This is a genomic window from Streptomyces sp. NPDC057445, assembly GCF_042802855.1.
Lineage (GTDB): Bacteria > Actinomycetota > Actinomycetes > Streptomycetales > Streptomycetaceae > Streptomyces.
The window spans coordinates 20,393-43,442 of the sequence record NZ_JBHVDH010000025.1 but is presented as its reverse complement, the minus strand read 5'-3'; the positions used below and the strand labels follow the sequence as shown (position 1 = coordinate 43,442).

The window sequence follows — 23,050 nt, the reverse complement described above, 5'->3', positions numbered from 1 at the left end:
CTCCGCGCGGCGTGCGTGGCCCAGGGAGTCAGAACGTGAGTGGTGTGCGAGTCAGTATTGAGCTGGCCTGATGGAGGGAGTTTAGGTTCCCGGAATTTTCAGCCGGTATTTCGTGTGCCCATGGCGCGAATCGCGCTGCCGAGGATCTCGCCCTCAGGAGTCGTGCTCCGGAAAAGGTGATCTCCTTGACCAGCTTCGTTCCGAAAGAGCTGTCGAAGCTCTGGGCGATGGGGATAGCCTTCACGGCCTGGTTGATGGCGCCGGCGCCGACGGCCTTGAGTACGACCTGGTTCCTGGACTTAACGGCATGCCGCAATGACGGAGCCCAGTTCCGGCGGAGGCGTTGTCGACTTGACGCGGAGCTCCTTCTCGGAGACAGCATCCGACTGAGTCTGCACGATAATTGCTCCCTGCATTAGAGTCGATGTTGCAGGAGTCGCGGCGGACGTCGCGCACGGTGTTGAGAACTTCCTGCTGGAACTTCAGCTCCGGAGGCTCGGGGGTGGCCAGCGCGTCGGCGATGCGGGCCAGCACGTAGGCGTCGGCGACATCGTTCCTGGCCGACCCGAACTGCAGCTCGCGCCAACGGAGCCAGCTCAGGAAAGACTGCGGTGACGTCGACCGGCCGCGGCGGAGTAGTACGTACGAAGACCATACCGGCGATCCTGCCACCAGCCACCGACAGTTCCCGGCCGCCTCAACCGGCGCCAGCGCTCAACTGGCCAAGTGAACGCTCGCCGACTCAGCCACAGTGACAACAAGCCTGCCTATGTGACAACTATCGTGCTTCGGCTCAGTCGAATGAGCCGAAGCACGCTAGTTGTCACCAATGGCAGCCGCTGACCTGGGGGTTCAGGGCGGCGAGGCACGGTAGTTGTCACCAGATCAGCACGCTTCATGTCACCAACAGCACGGGAAGCAAGGTTGCTGTCACCAGCCGCTCCGACCCGCCGCACCTCTGAACTGCGCAGCGTTCCAGCTACTCGGTCCGGTCAGCGCGCGCACCGCGACCGGTCACCCGGCGGCGGCCAGGCGGCGCCGAAGCTCCTCTTCCGAGACATCTTCCACGTGGGTCAGAAATACCCACATGTGACCCGAAGGGTCCTTGAGGATGACGGTGCGGTCACCGTGAAACATGTCTTTCGGCGGCTGGAGGATCTCTGCGCCGGCAGCCTCTGCGCGCTCCGCCAGGCTGTCGACGTCCGGCACAAAAACGTGCAGCGTGACGGACGTGCCTCCGCCGAGCGAGGTCGGCGCGGTGAAGGAGCCGGCCTCAGCCTCGTCCACGCTGGCGTCGCCCAACATCAGCGCCGACCGTCCGATGGTGATCTCGGCGTGCAGAATCCCGCCGCCAGGAGCATCGATCCTGAAGTCCTCACGGGCGCCGAAGGCCCGCTGGTAGAAATCGATCGCTGCGGCGGCGTCGTCGACCATGATGTGCGGGATCACGGCATAGCGGTAACGGTCGGGAATCTCGATGTGGGCTGTGCGCTCGGCCATGGCGAACCTCCTTGAAAGGCACCGCTGGTCAGTTCCTGCGGCTCTGGAACGAACCTAGAAGCTCAAGTTTGGTTCAGGTCAAGCGGCGATGTGACCGCTGCAGGTGCCCGCTTGCAGGGCACCTGCCCGTCAGCGCGTGCGTACGTCAGCGATCTTGGTGACAACAAGCCTGCTTTTGTGACAACCACGGTGCTTTGGCTCAGTCGCACTGCCGGGTCTCAGGCAGTCCGCGGCACGTCAGAAGGACACATCGATGTAGTCGATGTCGGTGAATTCGACTTCGAGGTTGTCGGCGCGGCGTCCGTCGTCCTTGAAGTAGACCTCCTGCAGTCCCTCGGCGACGATGCCGCGCAACTGCCGGTCGCCGGCCCCCTGCTGCTGGGCCTCGAAGAGACGGTTCGCGTACTCCGGCGGGAGGTGCACGGTCAACCGCCGCATCCGCCCGTCGTCGGTCGAGCCGATCGGGGCGGTGTAGCCGAACCTGGCGCGGGTCTCCACGGTGATTCCGGTGCTGGTGGCGGCCTCCCGGCGGCGCCGCTTGCGGACCTGCGGCTGCCAGCGGCTGCGGACTTCGGCGTCGATCCGGTCGGCGATGGCCTTCGGCGGGTTCTTCCGCTCGCCCCTGAGGTAGCGCTCCACCGAGCGCTGGGTGACCCCGAGCAGGCCGGCCACGGCCCTGGTCGTCCTGAGCTTGCCCAGCAGGAATCTCACACGTGCCTGGACGGACTTCGGCGGCTCGCGGGTGAAGGTCTCGCGGTCCGCGCGCTCCAGGGCCTCGTGGATGTCCGTCATGGGCTACTCCCCTTCGTCCATGACGGCGTCGCCGCCCTTGATGTGGCGGGCGGGGTTCATGCCCTTCTCCATCAGGTCCACGGCCCACGCCGTCTCCTGGACGCCTTCCAGCTTGGCCAGACCGGGTGTGGGGCCGAGACGGAAGGTACCGGGCAGCGGCTTGTCGTCGCCGGTGCGGGGCAGGAAGTCCAGCGGCGAGGGGCCGGGTGAGGCGTAGACGACGCAGTCCGAGAGCACCGCGAGCGGGTACCGGCCGCTCGCCTTCGCCGTGTTGAGCATCTTGCGGTGCATGTTCACCCGGGCCTTGGAGATGACCGCCGCCCGGATGTCGGGCCGCCAGGTCGGGCGCTCCAGTGCGGGCCAGCGCTCGCCGTCCCGGTAACGGCGGCCCTGCGGGCGCTCGCGCAGCTTGCCGATGCCGCCCTTCACCGTGGACTTGATCGCCGACAGTACGGCGGCCATCCCCGGGTCGGCCTGCTTGTGCTGCTCCATGGCGGCGAGGAACGCGTGCTCGTCGAGGTCCTTGGTGACGCCCAGGTCGGCCATGGTCTCGACGTAGGCGTCCTTGAGGCGGTCGTGCCAGGGGTCAAGGTACGCGCCTGTCTCGCGGCGCAGGTACGCCTCGACCGGGGCGACGTCGTAGCCGAGCTCCTGCGCGTACGCCACGGTGGGCGTGGCGTACCAGGCCGGCCCCTCGGGGCGCCGCCCGTCCGGTGTGAACGGGCTGGGGAGGCGGGGGTCCAGCTCGACGTGGGAGAGGTCCACCAGCCAGCTGCCGGGGATCCTCTTGTCGAACACGGGGCGTTCGACGTGGCGGGGTCCGCCGATGCCGACGGCGAGGCGCGCGGCGGCGGCAAGGAACGCGGTGTTGATGTCGATGCCGACGGCCCAGGGCAGCAGGCACTCCTGGTCGGACAGCAGCTGCGGGTCGCGCACCCACTGGTACGCCTCTTCGTCGAGGAAGCCGCCGGTCCAGCCCTGGGCGACGGGGTGCTCGACGGGGGCCTCCGGCGGTGCCGGGTCGGTCGGTTCCGTACCGAGGGAGCCGGGGTTGTGGCCCTGGACCCACTCGCCGGTGCTGTCGTCCTTCACGGCCCGGGTCGGTGGGCGCATCGCGGTCATCAGCTCCAGGCCGGAGACGGCGGTGGAACCGCGCGGGGTGAGGACGCGGGTGGCGTACACGCCGAGAGTCCGGGCGAGTTCCGCCGGCGGCAGGTCGCCGGCGCCGCCCCAGGCCCGGATGTCCAGCGCGTCCCAGGGCAGGATCGCCAGTTGCACGCACTGCCGCCGGCCGGCCTTGGCCGGGCGGTAGATCCGGGCCCACGGGCCGAAGCCCCGCTGGGTCAGCTTCCACTTCGCGCGGGCGACCTGCTTGACGACCGGGTGGTCTTCCTCGAGCCGGAGCGAGCGGCGGGCCTCGAAGCCCTCCAGCCGTGCCGGGAGCCCCAGTCGTACGGCCGCGGCCTCGGTCAGCACGATCAGCGGATCGGCGTCCTTGCCGTTGCGGTGCAGGCGCGCTGCTCCGATCCCGGACTCGCGCAGCGTCCACTCGACCAGTTGCGGGACGGTCGTGGCAGGGCACTCCAGCACGACGCCGCCTGTGCAGTACGCCTGGCCGTCCCCGTCCAGCACGGCGAGCGGGCCGTGGGGGAAGCGCGGGTCGACGGGCGGCTCGGCCGGGGCCGGCTGCCGCGCGGGGCGCCGGGACGCCTGGCGGCGGGCGGGGGCAGGCTCCGGCTCGTCCACGGGGGCAGCGGCGGCGGGCGCGGCGTCGGTCCTGGCCGGGGTCGGCTCGGCGGGGGCGGTGAACGTCTCGGCAACGGCCGCGGCTCGGGGCTCGGTGACGGCCTCGGGCCCGGCCCCGTCACGGAGTTCCGCTCCGGGTCGCGGCTCGGGCCCGGACCCAGGCCCGTTGCCGGGCTCGAGCGGGTACTTCTCCGCCCAGCCCTCCAGGAGCCGCAGGTACGCCTGCAGACGCGGCGGGCGCGGCTCGGACCGGCCGTTCTCCCAGTTCTTCACGGTCTGCGTCGTTGATTTCAGCGCCTGCGCCAGGCGAGCCTGGGTGATGCCCGCGGCCTCACGCAGACGGGCCCTCTCGTCGGGCGACGGCAGTTGCGGTTCGCCCTCCAACAGCGCGTCCACCGCTGCGAACAGCTCTTCCTGGGTCGGCATACTTCACTTCACCTCGCTCTGGGACCCTACCAGTTTTTAGCTCTGGATTTCCCCCTTCCTTATGCCTGGATTTAGCCTCTGCTTGTGGAAGGAGAGCAGAAGTCCGTGGCCGCCCGGCAGGAACGCCGGTTGTCGACCATGGCGGACGAACTGGTGCAGGCGGCGGAGGAGGGCGACGCGTCCCTGGTGGCCCGGCTGCTGGGGCAGGGTGTCGTGGTGGACACAGCGAACAGTGAGGGGCGTACGGCGCCGGACCTCGCGGCACGTGAAGGACATCGCGAGGTCGTCCGCCTGCTCATCGCGGCCGGAGCGCCGATCCGGAAGTACGAGCGCATCATCGGCGCTCCACGGGCCGCGGGTGCGGCGGCTGTCACGGGCCCGCCCATGCGTGCCGCCTTCGAGCCGGAGAACACGGGAAGCAACAGCCGGGCGTAGCAACACAAACGCCCGAGCCCGGGGTACCGGCACAGACGATCGGCGAGCTGTGCTGTCCCGCACCCGCGAGCTCCGCGCCGGGGATGGCCTGCGATGCGGAGGCCGACAGCAGCTCGGCCGTTCGGCCGAACAGGCCGCGCCTGCCGCACCTGTGCCGTGAGCCGTGCCGGCGCTCCGCCACCCGTCCGGCAGGCCGCGGAGTATCGGCGGCGTGGCGGCCGAGAGTGGCATCGGTAGCGAACCGTTGGCCATGGGCCGCTGCCCATTCGCACCATGCCGGGTGATGGAGTGGGCCGTCGACGGGTATAGTGCCGACTGAACCTTCTTACTCAGGCACAGAGGCCCCGCCAGTCACTGGCGGGGCCTCTGTTTTTGGACGCTAGGCCACCTGCAGCTTGGGGTGTCCCTCCGGCGGCGGAACGGACGCGTACGACGGAAGCTTGAGGTTCGGAAGATCGCCGGCCTGGATGCTCTTCAGCGTGTGCCTGAACGCCGCTTCCATGTCCGCGTGGCTTTCGTACTTGGCCACCAGAGGGTGCAGGCGGTAGCTGTTGCCTTGCCGCCCTTCGTTCCGGGGGCGCAGCACGATGTTGAGGTCGCACAGCGGCGCCATGAGGTTGCTGACGGCCTGCGGGGTGATCTGGTACTCGCGCGCCATGTCCTTCTGGCGTACGGGGAGCTGCCCCCCGAAGTCCGAGCGGAAGATCAAGTACTGCAGGAACTTGACCGCCGAGCCGGAGACGGGCAGCGCCCAGATGCGCTCGGAGACGAGCGGCGACATGACCTCAGCCATCAGTGTCCCTCCTGTGTCCGGTCTTCGCTGACAGGTGTACCCCCTGTATCACCCGGTGCGCCTGCCGTACGCGTCGTCCTGGCCAAAGTCGAATTCCTCCTGGTGCGGTTGCTCGGGGCCGATGTTGTACGGGAAGGCGGCGGGGTCGTGGAGGTGCTCGTCGGCGATCTCCGCGAGGACCTCGTGCTGAGCCGTGCTGTTGCCCTGGAACCACAGTGTCGGGTTGAGGCGGACTTTCCCGTTTCCCACCTGCTCCACCCACTTGTAGCCGCACAAGGCCTTGATGGCTCGATTGACGGTGGAACGGGTGATCTGCTTGGCGTCCTTCTTCTGGGCGGCAAGCCGGTTCAGCCCATCGGTGATCTCCTGCTGGGTGTACTGGGCGATCCCGGTGCCGGGGACCTGGCCGCCGGCGACGAACAGGAAGACGCACAGCTGTGACTTGGTGATGGAGTTGGCCACGGCCAGCTGGGCGAGCAGCTGCGTGAACCAGTTGCTGGCAAGGCTGTAACCGGCGTTGCCCGCCATGTTGTGTACGGCACGCGCGTCGTTCTCGTACTCGAAGGTGACTCCCTTGAGCTTACGGCGGCCCCGGGGATCTTCGGCATGCGCGGCATCGCCGAGCTGCCTTCCGAGGATGCTCAGGATGTCGTCGAACGCGGCGTCACCCGACGGGTTGGACGGCACGATGCGTGGCCCGCCCGGTCGTCGCCGGGCGGGTGGATCTGATGTCACATGACCTCCTCGATACTCAGGCGGTCCCGACACTATCCGAAAAATCAAGCAGGGCTTGTCTTTTGACGCACCGGCGCGCCGAAGAGGCGCCCACGCGCACGCTGGTGGCACCGCCACAGTGAAAAATCAACTCCTGCTTGATCCGATGTGCCCCAAGGCTCAAGAAATCAACTCCTGCTTGAGTTCCGGTGTCGGTATTGCGACACATCTCCACGCTCTCGCTGTCACCGGCAGGAGCGGTCGCCGGGCTGTACGCGCGCGGCTGACCTGCAACGTTGGAACCGGCAGCCCACCGAAACAAAAATCAACCACTGCTTGATCCATGAGGGCAAACGTGTCGGCCAGGTATACATCTCGCCCCCCGAAATGTGCTCCCGGGGACAACACGACTCACGCATACCTGCAGGTCAAAGCCGCTATGCCGGCGCGCGCCTCTTGTAAAGAAGACACCGGTACATCCGGGCCTGTGGCTCCTCACCACTGAAGCCTGCTCGCAGGCTGCTTGACTGCCTGAACCGTTCAAGCAGCCCCTGGCGCGGGCCCAACTGATGCATCAGCACAGGACGATCAGCTGTCACGACCTGCTGATGTCGTACGGCCTGCTTGGCTTGCTGCAGGCGGTGCATGAGTTGGCGATACACGTGCTCCAGGCCCGCTTGCCCAAGGAGGGCGCCCAGCGCCCGACTGGTGCGCGGCCGACGTCAGGAGGCAGCGCAGGGCATGCGGGGAGGGATGGTCCAGCGCATCCAGGGCGCTGGCGCGGGAGTCTGAGGGGCGCGTAGCCCCTCAGCAAGGCCGGTCCAGCGCGGCCTGGGCGCTGGCGGGGTCCGGGGCTGGCCCCGGCGGGGTCCAGGGGCAGCGCCCCTGGCAACGGTCCGCACTTGGACGACTGACAAGAGGAAGTGCCGCCGGTAGTGCGGGTCCACTGCAACGACGTCTCTGGCGGAGAGCCCGCAGCTCCTCGCAACGCGTTGGCCGCCCGCATCGAACTGCCGCCGCCCAGCCGGTCGTACCGGGAAGACAGGACCGCTCCGGAGCGCGAAAGCCCTGCCGTGGTGGGGTCGTTGTGATGGGTCCAGGTCACCAGCGCGAAAGGCGAGGTTCAGGACGAGACCCGAACTTCAGGTGTGGACAGGCCGGGCAGCTCCCCGGACGTCCCCACCTCCGGCGCGAGAAGCCGCAGTTCATCCTCGACGGCAACCTGCACGGACGCACGCAGGTTGCTCAACGGCCCTGGTGCGCTGTCGCCGGCGACGGGTGCATAGGGTCGCGCGCATGACCAGGACCACACCGCCGCGTCCGCTCGACGTGGAGGCGCTCTTCCCCGAACTGACCGCACACCGTGGCACCACGACCCGGCTGCACCCGCGACCGGGAGCCCCGGACGTGTCCGACAGTTCCGTGGGCGGGCCCCTGCTGTGGCCGGTGGACGAGTCCTGGCCGGTGTGCACCGAGCCTCACGGGCGTGAGCTCGGCGGGCGCCCCGCTGACATCCACCGGCGGCGGCAGGTCCTGGATGCCTCCTGGGCCCGGAACCCGGCCTCGGGCCCCACGGAGGACGAGCGGCACCTCCTGCAGGAGCTCGACCGGGAGCACCGCGTCGCCGGGGTTGCCGACACCGACCCGCTGCCGATGATCGGCGTCGCCCAGCTGTACCGGCGGGACGTCCCCGACCTGGCGGCCGGTCCGGACGGCTGCGACCTCCTCCAGATCTTCTGGTGCCCCTTCGACCGGCACGGCACAACGGGTTACGGCATGTCCCTCGACCTGCGCTGGCGCCGGTCCTGCGAGGTCACCGACCTCATGACCACTCCCCCGCAGCCGGAGGTCGTCGGCTTCGACGGATATCTGGCCGAGCCGTGTGTGCTCCACCCCGAACAGGTCGCCACGTACCCGTTCGCCAGCCTGTTGCCGGAGGACCTGTGCGCCCGGATCCACGCATGGGAGGACGCCCTGGAGGAAGCGTTCGAAGAGGCCGGGGACGACAACGCGGCCGCTCCGCCCGCCTACCAGTACGACCTGTCCATCCCACCAGGCTGGCGCGCAGGCGGCTTCGCGTCCTGGCACCTGACCGACCCGGCCCCCATGGACTGCCGCGCCTGCGCGAGCCCGATGCACCTGCTCCTGACCATCGACAGCTCGGAGTGGGACGGCGGAAGCGGCAGCTGGATCCCCTTCGAGGACCGCGAGCTCCCCACGTATCGATACGCCACCCCGACCAAGGTGATCGTGGGCCGCGCCGGCGAGCTGAACATCTTCGCCTGCCCGGCAGATGCCGCGCACCCGCACCGCTGGAACATCCAGTGAGAGGCACGTCGGGACGGCGGAAGCGAAGGCGCAAACACGCCGCCGCCGGTGCTGCCCCGAAACGTGGTCGGCGTCGCTCGCCCTCGCACTGATCCGTCCGGGCACCTTCCTGACCACCACGCTGTCAGAAGATCAGAAGACCCGCCGCCCGCCCGGCGGGCAGAGCCGCGGGGGCGATGTGTGAGGCCGCCCGACGCTATGCGCCTCAGTCAGCCCCAGGTATCCGGCCTGCTGGGCTGCTGCCGCCCGGCGCCGGCGCGAAGGTGCGGCTTCCAGGACCCGGGGCTCCCGGCCACTCCTCGCTCTCCGGTAGCTCCGGCAGGCCGCGGAGCCGGCCGACGGCCGATCCGTACCTGTGCCGTGGCCTTCCCCAGGCGCAGGCCCGGCCTCAGCAGGCCGGTCCACCCGGCCCGCACTCTCGCAACCAGGCCGGGCGGAATTCAGGAGCTGATGCCACGTCAGTCTGTCCACCGCACGGCCGCTTCGAGCCGACCGTGAACTGCTGCCGCAGGCGGATGGCACGGCGCTCGTCAGGGCCTGTTTCGCCACGTAGGCGGTGAGCCGCCCCTCGTCCAGTTGCGCTCCTCGTGCACTCCCGGTTCCTTGCGGGCGGGGCCCGCCGCCGGGCTCTCGTTCGCCGGCGATGTGCTGGACGCCGCCGACTATCCTCACCTGGGCCAGGCGCATCTGCTCGCCGACCGGCAGGAGCAGGTCGAAGAGGCGGCGCTCGAGACAGGGCTGCGGGCCTGCTGGATGGGCCGACGATCCAGTACGAGGCGGGGGTGCGGCGGAATGTGGACGGTACAGAGCTCGTAGCGGCGGTCCGGCGGGGGGATGCGGAGGCCGTGGCCGCGCTGCTGGAGGCGGGAGCGGCCCCGGACACGGTCACGGACGACGGCTTGCCGGTGCTGTGCCTGGCGGTCGCCGCCCATGACGCTGCCGTCGCGGGCGCGCTGGTCGAGGGCGGCGCGGATCCGGACCGGAGGCTGTTGGACGGAACGACTCCGCTGGTACGGGCAGTCGACGGCGGCTCTCCAGCGGTGGCGGACGCTGTGCTGGGCCGGGAGCCCCGGCTGCGCCTCCCGGAGGCCGAACGGGAGCGGCTGCTCGCCCTGGCCCGGCACTGGTACGAGAGGGGCGCGGAGGGCGAACTCCGGTGCAGGACGGGCGCATCCGGCCCCGCGCGCCAGGCCCGGGTGATGGACGACGAGTACCACCATGTGACGCGGCTGACGCTCGGCGGCCTCACGGTCCGCGCCGGGCACGGCGCGATCCTCACAGACCTGGAGTGGGCCTTCCGCATCCTGACGCCCGTGGACGAGCTGGTGGCCAGGGCCGTGGCGCACGGCGATCCGGACCATGTCGACTGGTCGTCCGCCCGGTGGGTCCTCAGCGAACGCCGCAGCAAGGAGACGTGGTCGGCCGTCACGGCGTACCGCCACGACCCGGACCCCGAGCACCGTCGCTTCGTCCTCGAGGTCCTCCACTGGTACCTGATGTGCCCGTCGAGCCGGCGGAACTCCTACGAGGAGGACACGGCGGAACTGCTCGTCGCCTGGGCTACCGAGGGGGAGGAAGACCCCGGCGTCCTCGCCGAGGTGCTCCGCGTCCTGAGCGAGACGGGGCACCGGGAATCGGAGGCCGTGGGACTGCGGCACGCCGGTCACCCTGACCCGCGCGTCCGCGCCCGGGTCCCCGACATCCTGCTCGGCTGGGACACCCCTCGCCCTCCCCTCGGCGCGGCGGCCCGGGCCGCCCTGCTGGTGCTCGCCGGGGACGAGGACCGGGGCGTGCGTGCCGGGGCCGGCGGGGCGCTGATCGCGGCTCACGACGGCAGCTCCGAGTTCACGGACCTCATCGTCGGGCTGCTCCGGGATCCGGTGGCCGATGTGCGCGCGTGCACCGCGGAGGCAGTCGCGGACGGCGCCGACCGTACAGCGGCCGTCGCCGACGCCCTCGTGGCCTTGCTCGACGAGGACGACCTCGTGACGCGGCTCAACGCCGCCTACGGTCTCTTTCGGCGGGACGACCCGCGCACCGGGCAGGCGATCGAACGGGTAGGCCCGCTCCCCCGCCCCGGCTTCGAGCACGACCACCGGCTCTCCGCGTTCCGGAGATGGAAGTGGGACCGCGAGAACCCTTCCGCCGCCGCCGAACAGTGACTGCCCCATGCTGGGAGACCTGACTTCCTCACGGGATCTCGCCGCCGGCGCGGCGCTGCTCGCCGATGAGACCCGCGCAGCAAATGCTGCGTCACAGATGCCACAGGTGCATGGATGCCACGGAGCCAGAAGCAGCGCGCGCCCCACACACGAGAGGGCGGGGTTATTACGGCGTAATAATCGCGGCTTCGGTAGCGACAGGGTCATCGGCGATGGGCGCATCCACCTGCCACCGAGATGCCGAGCAGTCACGTCGAAATCTGATGCGGCCTGACGGGATGGTTCTCGTCTGCCTGCTGTGGCCCTCACCCAGGCAGGTGTGGCGGCCCGCTATGACGACGTAATGGTGCGTGCCTCCAGTGCGACCGCTGGGGGCGGGATTGCATGACGACGTGCCGGCCCAGTACCGAGAAAGGCCCCGCTCCCCCACCGGGCGGTGGGAGCGCGGGGCCTGAGTCAGGCGCTACTGGTTCTTGAGGAGAAGCTCGGTGACCTGCTGTCGGTACTCAGGGCTGCTGGCAGCCACCAGGTCGGCTACGAACGCTTCAGGGGATCCAAGCAGTTGCAGGTAGCGTCCGATCATCTTGTGGCGCTCGGGCTCGAGCACCTTGGAGAAGATGATGTCCATGCTGGCCACACCATCTGCCCACGGCATCTTGATCTGAGGCGGCTTGGCCGCCGGTGCCGAGCGGGGGTCAGGAACCGCCGCGGTCCGTCCAGGGTCCTGTGAGTTGGACGGGCCGACGTCCGGGTCCATTACGTCGTAATGATCGTCAACGGCTGCTGTTCCCTCGACGGCGACGGCGACGGCGACGGGCGTATCGGGCTGTGTCGGTACAGCCGTGGGCTTCGGGCTCGGCTCCGCCTCGGCGTGGCTCTGCTTTCGCGTAGTGGCCGCGGCCTGCTTGTCGGCCTTCTCCTGTGCCCTCTTGTCCTTCAGCTGCTGGAGGTGCTGCGTCTGCTCTTCGGGCTTCTTGCGCCCGACGAGCCTGAGAAGGTCGGCGGGCTCCTCCCCTGACTTGAGCTTCTGCTTCAGCTCCGGGGTGAGGCTGAGCAGGGCGAGCCGCTGGGACACCCAGCCCTGCGATCGGTGGAGCCGGGCTGCCAGGGCTTCCTGCGTGCCGTGAACGGTCAGCAGCTGCTCGAGTGCTCGAGCCTCGTCCAGGTGGTCCAGATCCTGGCGATGGATGTTCGCGACGAGGGCCGACTCCAGGATCTCGTCCGGGTTGCTGCCGAGATCCTCGTCCAGCATCACCTTGATCTTGGTGAGGCCGGCTTCGCGGGCGGCGGCCAGCCGGGAGTTGCCGTCGATGGCGACGTATTTGGTTCCGTCCTCCAGTTCGTCCTCGCGGTCGGGGTTGGCCTCGAGGTAGCTGAAGCGGGACATGATGCTGATGGCCGTCTTCTGGCCGTGGTCGCGCAGGCTGCCTGCCAGGTCCGTCAGATCGCCGAGCTTCGACCTGGGGTTGGCCGGGTTCAGGCTGATCAGGGAGACGGGGAGCTCGACCGGCGGCGGGGCGCCCTCGGTCGGGGCCTTGGTGGCTGCGTTGATGGCTGCCCGGCGAGGGCTGATGGACTGGGCTGCCTGGAACGAGCTGCCCGTGCCGAGCGCGGAGGCCTTGCTGCTCATGCGATCTCCCGTGCGAGTGCGCGCAGGGCCACTGCCTGGTCGCACCTGGGTGCGTAGGCGAGTAGTGGCCGCTTGACTCGCACCGCTTCCTTCTGTTCCTTCAGGTCTCCGATGACGCCGACGACGCGGGGATCCTTTATCGACATCCAGTTCTCGAGGGAGGAGGTGGCGATATAGCCCCGGCGGGCGTCGTAGTGGTTCACCACGATGCCGAGGTACTCGAGCTCGAGGCCCATGTCACTGCGAAGGTCTTCGATCTGGGACGTGAGGAGACCGTATGCGTCTGCGGAGCTGTCCTCTGCCTGGACGACCACCAGCACACCGGAGTTGCCGGGTTCCTCAGCCGGGCGTCGTCGGCCGTAGTAGGCGGCCGCGTCCATGCTCAGCCCGAGGCTGGGCGGGCAGTCGACGAGGATGGCGTCGTAGTTGTCCTCGAGAGGTGTGAGGGCGCGTTCGAGGGCGGCTTCCCGTGCGCGCACACCGGACAGCTTGACGTCGAGGAGGAACGCGTCTGTGCACGCCGGCAGGAGATGCAGTCGGCCTCCGAAGCGTTCGTCGGCGACCTCGACGATGAGGTCACGCAGTTCGCCCTTGCCCTCGCCTGCCATGTGCTTGGTGAGGCTGTCGCCATCAAGAGGCAGAGGCTCGTGGCCGAGTTGCTTGGTCAGGTGACACTGCGGGTCGAAGTCGACCAGCAGGACCCGCTGTCCGAGGCCGGGCAGGTCTTCGTAGTCGAAGGGGGAGTCTTCCTCGTCCTCGTTCAGGAGGGCGGCGAAGTGCTTGGAGATCCGCACCGGGTGGAGTCTGTCGGAGTCCTCGGCGAGCGCTTCACCGATGCCGGCGGTGACGGCGGTCTTGCCGACTCCGCCCTTCTGGTTGCAGACGATGCGGCGCTTGACGACAACGGGCCGTTGAACGTTGGGGGCCGGGTTCTTGTCCAGCCAGACCTGAACCGACTGGGTGAGGCCCTGGACGATCGATACGCCCCGGGCAGCGCAGTCCTTGCGGAAGTCGTCCCACTGGCCGGGAGGGAGCCAGGTCGAGAAGGACCTGGCGCCCGCGGTGTCGATGGGGGAGAGGTTCGCGCCCAGCCCGCGCCAGGCCGTGATTCCCGCCTGGACCGCGTGCTGGATGTCGATGCCGTGCTGCGCCGTACGGATCTTCAAGTCCTGCTGCAGCCCGGCTGGGAGCTTGGAGACGACCTTTTCCCGGTCGCTTTGGGAGGGCGAAGTCATGGCGGACACCTTACTAACATTCAAGATCAGATGTAGCGTCGACACGTTAGTAAGCCACATCGTGTTCTGTTCAGGTCCCCCAGGACTGTGGACAAGTCGGTACGTATCACGGCGGAATGACCCCGGACGGACAGGCGCCGCATTATTACGTCGTAATGAAGGACGCCCCTCCGTCCGTACCGATCGTCTGCGACGCGCATGTGTGAGTACCGGGCGGTGCCCGTCCAAACGCGGATCCCGGAGCATGCCGTGCCGGCCTCAGCGATGGTCTCCCGTCCCCGAGGGATCCTCAGTTGAGGTCTTCCCGCATCCAGACCCGAGGCCAGTTGCCCGAAGGAGGGGGCGGCCCAGCCATGCCAAGGTCACGTCGTGCGCAGGTATAGAACTCGTCACGTGCACGGCTCATCCGCTGCTCCGCCTGTGCCCACCCGGCAGGGTCGCCCTTCAACCCTCGCGCATACAACTCAACGTTCCACACGGCTTCGTGCCATGCGCGGGCAGCGCCAATGGTTTGAGCGTCCCCTACGAGCAGCACCGACTCCCACTCGGCCGCGCGCCGGGACTCGGCCTCGGCGAGCTGCGCCATGCCGTCGTTCGGCTCCAGAGGATCCTGCACATTCGCGAAGCCCCGGGCTGCCCCGATGCGCTGCGCGATACGTATCTGCGCCTTCAAGGTGTTCGCGTAGCGGGCATAGGTGTGGAACTTCTCCTCATCCCAGCGTTCGGCCCGGGCCCGTCGCCACCGACTCCGCTCGGTAAGGCTGGCTACTGCGAAGGAGCCGAGCGCTCCGATGACCACGCCGCTCAGAGCCGGCACTTGCTCCCATAACGTCATCAATCCCCCTATGAGTTGACTTTCGCTCCTCAGCCTCTGCAGTCCACGAGAAGAGGCCCGCAGGACTCCTCCCCATGAGGGAGTGAGAAGAGGCCTGCGCCGTCAGGAAGGTCCCAGGGTCCGCCATCGCCGCCGCGCGAGTATTACGTCGTAATAGGACGCGGCCACGAGTGAGCCCGACCCTGAACAAGCCGCGGTCCTGTGGAGGTGGAAACTCCCTGCGAATCAGGGCTGATCCTGGAGCGCCATCGCTGCCGCGATGACCAACCGCGCCTCCTCGGTCGTTGCTGCAGGTCGAGCAGTGCGCTGCTCGACCTGCTTGAGGGCACGCACGGTGGCGGCGACGTAGGTGGCCAGACTGACCTGCTGGGTCGGAGTGCGGCAGTCGACGAGCACGGCTGCGACTTCGTCCAGCCAGTCGGTGACTTCTCCGTCCTGGATGATGTCGGCGCGGTGCTCCAGGAGCTGGCGGGCGATCCGTTCCGTCAGGACATGCACCCGCCGTGCCCCGTCCTCACGTCGACGCTCTGCTCGCTCGGCGGCCGCAATCCGGCGTTGGGCTTGAGCTACAGCTTCGGGGGTTCGTCGCACGGGCTTGCCATCGAGGGTGCTGTCGGTGAGCGATGAGGTTCTCATTCGCTGGGTCTTGTTGTACGCGGCGCTCGCGGCGCCGACGGAGAGCGGACTCGCCAGCTGTGTCCACTCGGCGCCGGCACTGCGTGCGTGGTCCACTGCTTGCAACTGGTGCCGGTCAATCTGCTCGCGCAGGTACTGCCACAACAAGACGCGCTTGAGCGCGGCTGCTCGTCGAGCTTCCTCCTTGGCCGCGTCGAGGATGTTGACGTTCTTCTCCATCCAGATCAGCGCGCCGTAGAGCTCGTTGTCCTCGGGCATGCCGTCGGCGGTGCCGGCTCGCTCGTACATCTCCCGCAACTCGCCCACGATCGCTGCAGCGTCAACAGAGCCCACGCGCAGAGGGCCCCTGACCAGTGGGGCATCGGGCCTGGGAACCTTGCGTCGCCTCGTCTGCATGCCGATGATTCTCCACCGGTGAGCGATTCACAGTCTGTGAATCGCCGGAGTTGAGATCCTGTCGCACAGGTCTCGGTGCGTCCGGGCCACAGGCATGAGCCCTCTGAACTGCGGCGCATGGGCCGCGCATTCGCACGGAGCGTGGATCCTGCTGGCAGCCCAGTGGTTCTGTGGGCTGCCTCCGGAACGGCGGGAGCGTTCGTGGTGAGGAGCGTTCAACTGCGGAGCGGTCGCCGCCCGCGTCTGCGGACGACGAATATTACGTCGTAATAGAGGTGCCTCATCAGCCGTAGCCGTTCGCTGCGTCGCAAAGGTTCGCGAGGAAGGGCCTGCTGACGTTCCCCGGTGTGAGTTCGACACCGAGGTCGGCGTGGCCGTCGTCGATGATGCGGGCGATGCGGGAGCAGGTCGCGGCCGGCGCGGGTGTCGGCGATGCGGCCGGGTTTCGCGTCGATGGCCTTGAGGCCATGCCGGGCGGGGAACTCGAGGTGCCCATCGTCGCGGTCTCCACCCTGGAACGCGGGCTCCGCGCAGCGAACCGGCAAAGTGCCGATGCTCAGCGACCTGCGCGACTCCGGCGCCTTGGATTCATTCGCTGGTCTGCTGGAGGCTGATGAGGAGGAGGGCGATGTCGTCGACGTGGGCGGGGGCGTGGTGGATCAGGGTGTCGGCCATGGCACCGAGGTTGCCGGGGTCCGTGTGCTCGAGGAGGTCGGCAAGTGCGGCCATGGCGTCGTCGGGGTCGATACCGGGTGCTTCGATGAGTCCGTCGGTGTAGAGGACGAGGACGCAGCCGGGCGGCAGGGGGAATTCGAGGGCCTGGTAGTCGGCTTCGGGATCGATGCCGAGCAGGAGGCCAGGAGGAGGGTGCAGGACTTCGCTGCGGCCGTCGGCATGGCGCAGCAGGGGTCGGGGATGGCCGGCGCTCGCCAGGCAGGCGGCTTGGCGGGCGAGGTCGAGGTGGGCGTAGAGGCAGCTGGTGAACAGGCCCGGGTCGAGGTCGATGAGCAGACGGTTGGTGCGGCTGAGGACGTCGCCGGGGGGTGTGCCACCGGTGGCGTGGGCGTGGACGGCGGTGCGGACCTGTCCCATGAGAGCGGCGGCGTCGATGTTGTGGCCTTCGACGTCGCCGATGGCCGCGGCGGCGTTGGTGTCGTCCAGGCGGATGAGGTCGTAGAAGTCGCCGCCGACTTCCAGACCGTGTCCGGCGGGCAGGTAACGGGCGGCCACGTTCAGGCCGCGGATGTGGGGGAGCGTGTGGGGCAGCAGGGCGGCCTGGAGGCGACGGGCAACGTTGTGCTGGGTGTCGTAGAGACGGGCGCGGTCCAGGGCCTGCCCGACCAGGCCCGCCAATGAGGTCAGGACCGCGCGTTCGGTGGGCGGGAAACGCTGGGGCCGGTCGTAGGCGAGAGCGAGCGAGCCGATCGTGCGGCCGGAGGCGATCAAGGGCAGAAAGGCCCAAGAAACCATGTCGACCTGTACGGCCGGAGGATAGGCGGCTTTGAGGTCGGCGAAACTGGCGAAGAATCTCGGGACGCCGGTGGCCAGCACGCGAGTGGCGGGGGTGTCCCACGTCAGGGGGATGGCGTCGAATCGCTCCATGAGTGCGTCGCTGTAGCCTCGGTGACCGAGGATCTTCAGACGGCCCTCCTCCGCGGCCATCAGAGCCATGGCCTTCGCGCCGAGTGCGGGCATGAGCTGGTCGGCGGCCTGGTCCACGACGTCCTTCACACCGACGGCCTCGGTGAGCGTGGCGGCCAGATGCATCAGGTGGTAGAGCACGGTGGCACGGCTGGGCCCCGCGGCCGCCGCGGGCCGGGTGGCAGGACTTTCCTCGGCGGGGCTGTGGGGGGTCATGCGGACGCTGATGCCGGAAGAGTCCGGATACAGCTCGAACGACAGCAAGGTATCCGGCGGGCGCAGCGCGGTGAACGAGGTGGGCTGCTGGCCGACCAGCGCCGCCCGGTAGCGGTCTTCGACTTCGGGAACGTCCATCCACGGCAACGCCTCCCAGGGCCGGGCGCCCAGCAGATCGTCGGCGTCGGCTCCGACGAGGTCGGCGGCCTCGGGTGTGACGAAGGTGATCCGACCGCTCAGGTCCAGCGCACAGGACCCACCGGGCAGGCGGCCGATGAACGCGGCTATCTCCCCGGCCGGCCCCAGTGCCCGGCCGGGTTCGGGTAGCAGGATCCGCGGTCGGCCCGGCGACAGCGGGTCGCCCTGACCGGCAGCCTCCTGCAGGATGCGGCTCAGACGCAGGCAGCCTGCATCAACGATGTCACGCTCGCCGCGGCTCAGCTGCGGCGGATGCGCCCCGGCCCACAGCAGAACCAGCCCGCCCCACACGGTGCGGCCGGCAGCAAGAGGGGCAGCCGCCAACGCGAATTCATAAGGCAGCACGAGCGAAAGCCGCGGGTAGCGGCGCGCCATCTCCTCCATGTCGCCGACCCAGACCAGGCGCCGCTCCCGCACGGCGTCCGCCACCGGAATCGGATCGGTCAGCCCCACCCGCGTCCACGGAGCCGCGATCTCACGCGGAGTCGCCGTCACCGCCGTCAGCCACAGAGCGTCCCCGCCCTGCGGTAGGACGTAGAGCATGCCCCTGGACGCGCCGCTCTCCCGCACCACGTCCATCAGCGCCCTGTCCGCCAACGGCCTGCCGGGGCCCGAAGCGGCACGGAAGCCGGCCCGGTTCTGGCTCATTCAGCCTCCCCGGGCATCGGCCGACGCAGAACCCCGCATCCGTCCGAAACGCGCCCTGGCCGCCTCGCCACTGATGCCCAGACCTGCCCCGATCTGCGCCCAACTCGCACCGGCCTGCCGGTCGGCCAGCACCGCCGAGCGCACCAACTGCCCCGCCAACAGGGGGACTTCGGCAACCGCAGCACAGTGACATCCTCCAGCCGGCCCCGGCGGGAAACCGAGTTCGCCCACCCGCAGCGCCAGGGACTGCACCTCACCCAGGAGATCGGCACCCACCGACGCCATTTCCTGACGCGCACCGGCCGCCGCCTGCCACCGACGCCGCGCCCGCCACGCCGCCTGACGATGCGCAGCACGGCAATACCGGCGGCCACGTCCCGCCGACTCCGGCAGGACTGCGCCGCACCAGCCACACCGAACATCACCCATATACGGACAATACGCCCGCCAGTCTGTGACGACACCCGGAGACCGGGGCTCAAGCGGTGCGCGCGGCTGCGGCCGGTCTGCGGCAGCCGAGCACTGGAGGGAAGGCCGGCTCTGGTCGTCCGACGAACTGCTCGACTTCCCGTCGCCCGGCGACGTGCTGGAAGCCGTCGATCGACTCGCCCTGGGGGTTTCGTCGAACGGGCCGGCCCCAGGAGTGCTCGCATCAACCCCCTCGCGGCGTGCATCATCGAGCGCCGCGAGCTTCCCGCCCGGTATGGAGTGGAAGGCGGCCGAGGTCTGAGCGGGCGCCCCGCTGCCGGCCCCTGAGTCTGCTGCTGCCCAGCTGCGCTCGCGGGACTTGTCGTAGCCGGTGGACATCGCGGCTACGGTGACGGCGAAGCTGATGACGGTCAGGGTGACGGTCTGTCAGGTCGACTCCATGCCGGTGTCCAGGGCGGAGGCGACCGAGCTGGTGGGCGACGGATGACGTGCTTGTCAGGCCCGCCCCACGGCCGCTCCCTGATCGTCGGGCCTTCACCTTCATCCAGGATGTACGTGCGTATCCAGGATGTACTCGCGGACCACCTTGAGGATCCGCTGCCTCGTCGCGGTCGGCTCGGTCATGCCCCATCCCTCCAGTCGCGTACGCGGGCATGGTCGCGCAGCTCCGCCCGGGACGCCGATGACCGGCCCGCCTCGGTCCAGAACGGGTGCCCCTCAAGCCGGCACGACAACCGGAGCAGGCGACGCCTGAGTGTCGTCGTGCTCTGCGTGGGGATGCAGCGGGCGAGCGCCTCATACGTGCGGATCCACTCGCCCTGCGTCTGCACCAGGTCGTCGGGGAAGTTTCGCGGCATGGCTTGATTAGAGCACGTGTTCGATTTCATGTGCACGGAGACACGCTGTGTCAGCGAGGGCGGGGAGGGGAGCCGTCGCGGCTCATGGCAAGGTTGCCGAAGCTGCTGCCGAGGTTCAGCCGGTGGTCCAGTCGCGGAGCCGGCGGGCGATTCGGGCGACGCCGAGTGTCCCTGCGGCGGCATCGCGGACGAGCGCGACGGCCGCTTTGGGCGGGTAGTCGAGCCGGTGACCGCCCAGAGCGAGGTAGGCCTCGGTCGAGTGCCAGGCGAAGGCCTCGTTCGAGTGCTCCAGGCAGGGGAGTTTCGCCAGGGTCTGCAGCAGGGCGGCGGCTTTGAGGGGCAGCGAGCCGTAGATGTCGCGTTCCATGGCCCGGGCGTTGACGCGTGCGACGGCGGCATACAGCGGGCCGAGGTCGTCGACCTGCGGGTCGCCGTCGAGGAGCTCGGCGGCGTGCAGCAGGAACGTGACGTCGAGCGGGTGCACAGGTTCGGACTGGGTCACGCGGCCTGGCCCCGCTCGGGCTGCTCGAGCTCGACCCTCGCCTGCTGCTCGGCGGCCCGCTGCTCCGCACCGGGGTCGCTGCTGCCGGGTTCGGCGGCGAACGCGGCGCCGCTGCGGGCCATCGACTCCTTGAAGCCCTCCAGGTACCGCTGCTCGACGGCGGTCGCGCGGGCGTACGCCGCGGAGAGGATGTACTCCTGCATGCTCACCCCCTCCTGCCGTGCGGCAGCCGCGATCGCGGCCCGCTGCTCGGGGTCGGGGAAGCGCAGATTCATTGCCTTGGGCTCCGTCACGGCACCAACGGTACCAGTGGTACCGGCTCACGGACAGATCGCTGTCCCCGTTGCGGGATGATCAACTGTGCGCCCACCCCGGGAGCCGGGCAATGGTCAAAGATCCCGGGTCTTCCTGCAGGAGTCCGAGCACCGCCTCGGACGGTGGAAGGACCGGCGGGGCGTACGCATCGTCGGCGCCAGTTGCAGCAGCAGGACCGGCGCGACAGGAATGGCCCCTGACGGGCCTGGAGGCCGACTCCATGCCTTCGGCTGTCGCCCATGGGCAACATCCGAGGGCCGACGCCCGAGAGCCTGCACGGAGCCGCGCAGCACCTGCTCGGCTCGCAGCAGCGTCGCCATCCGGGTCGTCGGCTGCCGCACCTGCGTCGATGGGTACTCGGGGGGCGGCTATGCGGTCACCGGCTCCGGTTCCAGCGAAGGCAAGCGGGAGACGCGGGATTTGTCCTTTATGTGGATGGCGCCGAGCGCTTGGCGGTTCCATCAGTTCAACGGCCTTGCCCCTGCGCCGTGGGTACGGGCCGTCCGCCTCCGGGCGCCCTCGGCGGAGTGCGATCGGGCGTTCCGCGCCATCTGCCGCAGGCAACTCGTAAGTTGGGGTCCGCAACCGTCGGACGGGGTGGACACATGGCGGACCGGGTCGATGTCCTGATCGAACTCTGGAAGGACGAACGTCAACAGGCGTTGCAGGCCGAGGGGCAGCGTGCTGCCCTGACCAACATCGTGATCGTGGTCGTTGCCGCCGGCCTCGGCTTCGTCTCCCAGAAGAGACTCGGTCCATCACTTCTGGTGGTCACCCTGCCGATGATGCTGCTCGGACTCTACGGGGCGCTCAGCTGTCTGAAGTACCGGGAACGCTTCTCGTTACACAGCTCTCAGGCACGTCGGCTCCGCATCGAACTGGGTCGGATCGACCCGACTTTCTCGATCGAGGCAGGGCGGCAGGAGACCAAACGCCGGCACAGGTCACGGTTTTCGTTCCTCGTCAAGATACGTCTCTATGCGTTGTGGGTGGCCATTCATGCCGGTGTAGCGGTCATCGGTGGCATCTTGTCCATCTGCGCGCTCCTGGGCTGAAGGCTCGGGAAGGTCGTGTCCGGCTGCACCGCACGGGTACCTGAGAAGAGGAACTGTGCCGGTTGCTGGGTGTGCGTGACCGGGAACCGCGGTTCCATCCACGACCTGCGGTCCTGCAATCTCAACGCCCGGGCCCGCTCCTTGAAGATCAAGCGCAATGACTGCAGTGAGGGTCGGAGAACCGAACCGGTTGCTCAAGGGGCCGGTGGACGGGTTGTGCACGCTGCCTTGGCGTGAGGAGGCTGCCCCGGCCGCTCCCGCCCCAGGCACGGTGACCGCTGTGGTGCCGTTGCCGACGGCCGGCCGGTCGACGCTCGTGTGCGCCATGCACGCTCAGACGAACCTCCGCGCGGGGCCCCACTGCCGAGCGGGAAAGGACTCGGCAGCGGGGCGCGTTGGTGCGTGTGCCCTGTGAATACGGGCTACGGATGTGGCCTGCGAATCCGGGTCGGCCGGGTCAGCCGTCCAGTCCTTCGGCCGCCTTCTTGATGTCCTCGGCGAACGTGCTGACCTCGGTGTAGATGCCGGGCTTGCCCGGGCGGGCGCAACCCTCGCCCCAGCTGACGATGCCGACCTGAGCCCAGGCTCCCGCTTCGTCCTTGCGGAACATGGGGCCGCCGGAGTCGCCCTGGCAGGTGTCGACACCGCCGGCGTCCAGGAGGCCGGCGCAGAGCTCTTCGCCCGGCGTCAGCTGATCGCCGTACGCGTTCTGGCACGTGGCGTCGTCGATGAAGGGCACCTTGGCCTTGAGCAGGTAGCGCTGCTGGCTGCCGCCCTCCTTGTCCGCACCCCAGCCTGCTATGTCGAACTCGCCGTTGTTGAGCCCGTCGTCCGCTGCGATCGGCAGGGTCGGCAGGTCGATCGGCTTCTCGAGCTTGATCAGTGCCCAGTCCTTGCCCTTGCCGTTGTATCCGGGGGCCTGGAGGACCTCGGTGGACTTCACGCTGACCGCGTTGGGATCCTCCAGGTCGACCACGCCGGCCGTCGCGGTGATGCCGGTGTTGGGACCGCTGCCGTCGACACAGTGGGCGGCGGTCAGCACGATGTCCTTGGCGTACAGCGCGCCGCCGCAGCCCATGGACAGCCGCACCATGAACGGGAACTCACCCTGATCGGCCTTCGTACCGCCGACGACAGTCGCGCCTACCTCACCGCGTGGGGTCGGTTCGGAGGCGGCGTGGGCCGCGCCGGGCTGGAGGCTGAAGGCCGCGAGGACGACGGCACCGGCCGCGGTGGCGCGCTTGAGGTGCTTGAGGTGGTTCGTCAACAGACTTCCTCTCGTGGGGGGATACGCGTCCCGAACCCGGCCCACGAGCATCGGCACACCATGCCGAGGACGGCATGGCAGAGCACCCGCGTACGGCCGTTGTGTCATGGCAGCACGCAGTCGTGCGTCCGAACCCAGTGGGGGATGAGTTCGCAATGCGCCTAGCGATTATGGGGAACATCTGCGCGAGCATCAAGGGCGTTCACGGTCCAACACCCTTTCTTTCCAGGGCTGTTGCGCGTCGCCGCAACAGAGGATCGGCCGTCCGCCGCAGGGGTACAGCGCGTCAGTTGG

20 protein-coding genes are annotated in these 23,050 nt (G+C 68.9%); 5 read left to right on the top strand and 15 right to left on the bottom strand.

Annotated elements, in window-relative coordinates:
• Positions 1-28: 28 nt before the first annotated feature.
• The 4 genes from ACFU5O_RS32545 to tap form a co-directional block, all read right to left on the bottom strand.
• A complete protein-coding gene (locus tag ACFU5O_RS32545; protein WP_384245888.1) occupies positions 29-382 on the bottom strand; it encodes a stage V sporulation protein S in 354 nt (117 codons plus the stop codon).
• 632 nt (positions 383-1,014) lie between these two features.
• The gene (locus ACFU5O_RS32540) at positions 1,015-1,500 is read right to left on the bottom strand and encodes a VOC family protein (RefSeq protein WP_384245887.1); all 486 of its coding nucleotides are present in this window, start codon (positions 1,498-1,500) and stop codon (positions 1,015-1,017) included.
• 237 nt (positions 1,501-1,737) lie between these two features.
• Positions 1,738-2,292, bottom strand: a complete 555-nt coding sequence (gene tpg / locus ACFU5O_RS32535) for a telomere-protecting terminal protein Tpg (protein WP_384245886.1) — start codon at positions 2,290-2,292, stop codon at positions 1,738-1,740.
• A gap of 3 nt (positions 2,293-2,295) precedes the next feature.
• Complete coding sequence (tap, locus tag ACFU5O_RS32530; RefSeq protein ID WP_384245884.1) at positions 2,296-4,464, bottom strand: telomere-associated protein Tap; 2,169 nt, start codon at positions 4,462-4,464, stop codon at positions 2,296-2,298.
• Positions 4,465-4,548: 84 nt separating this feature from the next.
• On the opposite strand from tap, the gene ACFU5O_RS32525 reads away from it, so the two are divergent.
• On the top strand, positions 4,549-4,899 hold the full coding sequence (locus ACFU5O_RS32525; protein WP_384245883.1) for an ankyrin repeat domain-containing protein: 351 nt from the start codon (positions 4,549-4,551) through the stop codon (positions 4,897-4,899).
• 379 nt (positions 4,900-5,278) lie between these two features.
• Here the strand turns inward: ACFU5O_RS32525 and ACFU5O_RS32520 are convergent, their stop codons facing one another.
• Together ACFU5O_RS32520 and ACFU5O_RS32515 are read right to left on the bottom strand one after the other, a co-directional pair.
• On the bottom strand, positions 5,279-5,692 hold the full coding sequence (locus ACFU5O_RS32520) for a hypothetical protein (protein ID WP_384245881.1): 414 nt from the start codon (positions 5,690-5,692) through the stop codon (positions 5,279-5,281).
• Between the two features lie 48 nt (positions 5,693-5,740).
• Entirely contained in the window at positions 5,741-6,427 is a 687-nt protein-coding gene (locus tag ACFU5O_RS32515; protein ID WP_384245880.1) for a hypothetical protein, read from the bottom strand.
• Between the two features lie 1,275 nt (positions 6,428-7,702).
• Between ACFU5O_RS32515 and ACFU5O_RS32510 the strand changes: the two genes are divergently transcribed.
• The 3 genes from ACFU5O_RS32510 (at position 7,703) to ACFU5O_RS32500 (ending at position 10,896) form a co-directional block, all read left to right on the top strand.
• Positions 7,703-8,734, top strand: coding sequence for a hypothetical protein (locus ACFU5O_RS32510; protein WP_384245879.1), 1,032 nt, complete (start codon positions 7,703-7,705; stop codon positions 8,732-8,734).
• A 603-nt stretch (positions 8,735-9,337) separates the two neighbouring features.
• On the top strand, positions 9,338-9,550 hold the full coding sequence (locus ACFU5O_RS32505; protein ID WP_384245878.1) for a hypothetical protein: 213 nt from the start codon (positions 9,338-9,340) through the stop codon (positions 9,548-9,550).
• On the top strand, positions 9,529-10,896 hold the full coding sequence (locus ACFU5O_RS32500) for an ankyrin repeat domain-containing protein (protein WP_384245876.1): 1,368 nt from the start codon (positions 9,529-9,531) through the stop codon (positions 10,894-10,896). Before ACFU5O_RS32505 ends, ACFU5O_RS32500 begins: the two co-directional genes overlap by 22 nt.
• A 463-nt stretch (positions 10,897-11,359) precedes the next feature.
• Here ACFU5O_RS32500 and ACFU5O_RS32495 read toward each other — a convergent pair whose 3' ends face one another.
• The 8 genes from ACFU5O_RS32495 to ACFU5O_RS32460 form a co-directional block, all read right to left on the bottom strand.
• On the bottom strand, positions 11,360-12,526 hold the full coding sequence (locus ACFU5O_RS32495) for a ParB/RepB/Spo0J family partition protein (protein WP_384245875.1): 1,167 nt from the start codon (positions 12,524-12,526) through the stop codon (positions 11,360-11,362).
• Positions 12,523-13,761 carry a ParA family protein gene (locus ACFU5O_RS32490; RefSeq protein WP_384245874.1) on the bottom strand — a complete coding sequence of 413 codons (1,239 nt, stop codon included), beginning with the start codon at positions 13,759-13,761 and terminating at the stop codon, positions 12,523-12,525. Before ACFU5O_RS32490 ends, ACFU5O_RS32495 begins: the two co-directional genes overlap by 4 nt.
• Positions 13,762-14,050: 289 nt before the next feature.
• Positions 14,051-14,596: a hypothetical protein gene (locus tag ACFU5O_RS32485; RefSeq protein ID WP_384245873.1), complete on the bottom strand. Its 546-nt coding sequence runs from the start codon at positions 14,594-14,596 to the stop codon at positions 14,051-14,053.
• 225 nt (positions 14,597-14,821) lie between these two features.
• A complete protein-coding gene (locus tag ACFU5O_RS32480; RefSeq protein WP_384245871.1) occupies positions 14,822-15,538 on the bottom strand; it encodes a hypothetical protein in 717 nt (238 codons plus the stop codon).
• Positions 15,539-15,911: 373 nt separating this feature from the next.
• Positions 15,912-16,139 (bottom strand): hypothetical protein, encoded by a 228-nt coding sequence (locus ACFU5O_RS32475; RefSeq protein ID WP_384245870.1) that lies wholly within the window; start codon positions 16,137-16,139, stop codon positions 15,912-15,914.
• A gap of 77 nt (positions 16,140-16,216) precedes the next feature.
• Positions 16,217-18,331 (bottom strand): SpoIIE family protein phosphatase, encoded by a 2,115-nt coding sequence (locus ACFU5O_RS32470; protein WP_384245869.1) that lies wholly within the window; start codon positions 18,329-18,331, stop codon positions 16,217-16,219.
• A 1,401-nt stretch (positions 18,332-19,732) separates the two neighbouring features.
• Positions 19,733-20,119 (bottom strand): fic family toxin-antitoxin system, toxin component, encoded by a 387-nt coding sequence (locus ACFU5O_RS32465; RefSeq protein ID WP_384245868.1) that lies wholly within the window; start codon positions 20,117-20,119, stop codon positions 19,733-19,735.
• Positions 20,116-20,394, bottom strand: a complete 279-nt coding sequence (locus tag ACFU5O_RS32460) for a DUF1778 domain-containing protein (protein ID WP_384245960.1) — start codon at positions 20,392-20,394, stop codon at positions 20,116-20,118. Before ACFU5O_RS32460 ends, ACFU5O_RS32465 begins: the two co-directional genes overlap by 4 nt.
• A gap of 645 nt (positions 20,395-21,039) precedes the next feature.
• Between ACFU5O_RS32460 and ACFU5O_RS32455 the strand changes: the two genes are divergently transcribed.
• On the top strand, positions 21,040-21,489 hold the full coding sequence (locus ACFU5O_RS32455; protein WP_384245866.1) for a hypothetical protein: 450 nt from the start codon (positions 21,040-21,042) through the stop codon (positions 21,487-21,489).
• 457 nt (positions 21,490-21,946) lie between these two features.
• On the opposite strand, the gene ACFU5O_RS32450 is transcribed toward ACFU5O_RS32455, so the two are convergent.
• Positions 21,947-22,756 carry a S1 family peptidase gene (locus ACFU5O_RS32450; protein ID WP_384245865.1) on the bottom strand — a complete coding sequence of 270 codons (810 nt, stop codon included), beginning with the start codon at positions 22,754-22,756 and terminating at the stop codon, positions 21,947-21,949.
• Positions 22,757-23,050: the final 294 nt, after the last annotated feature.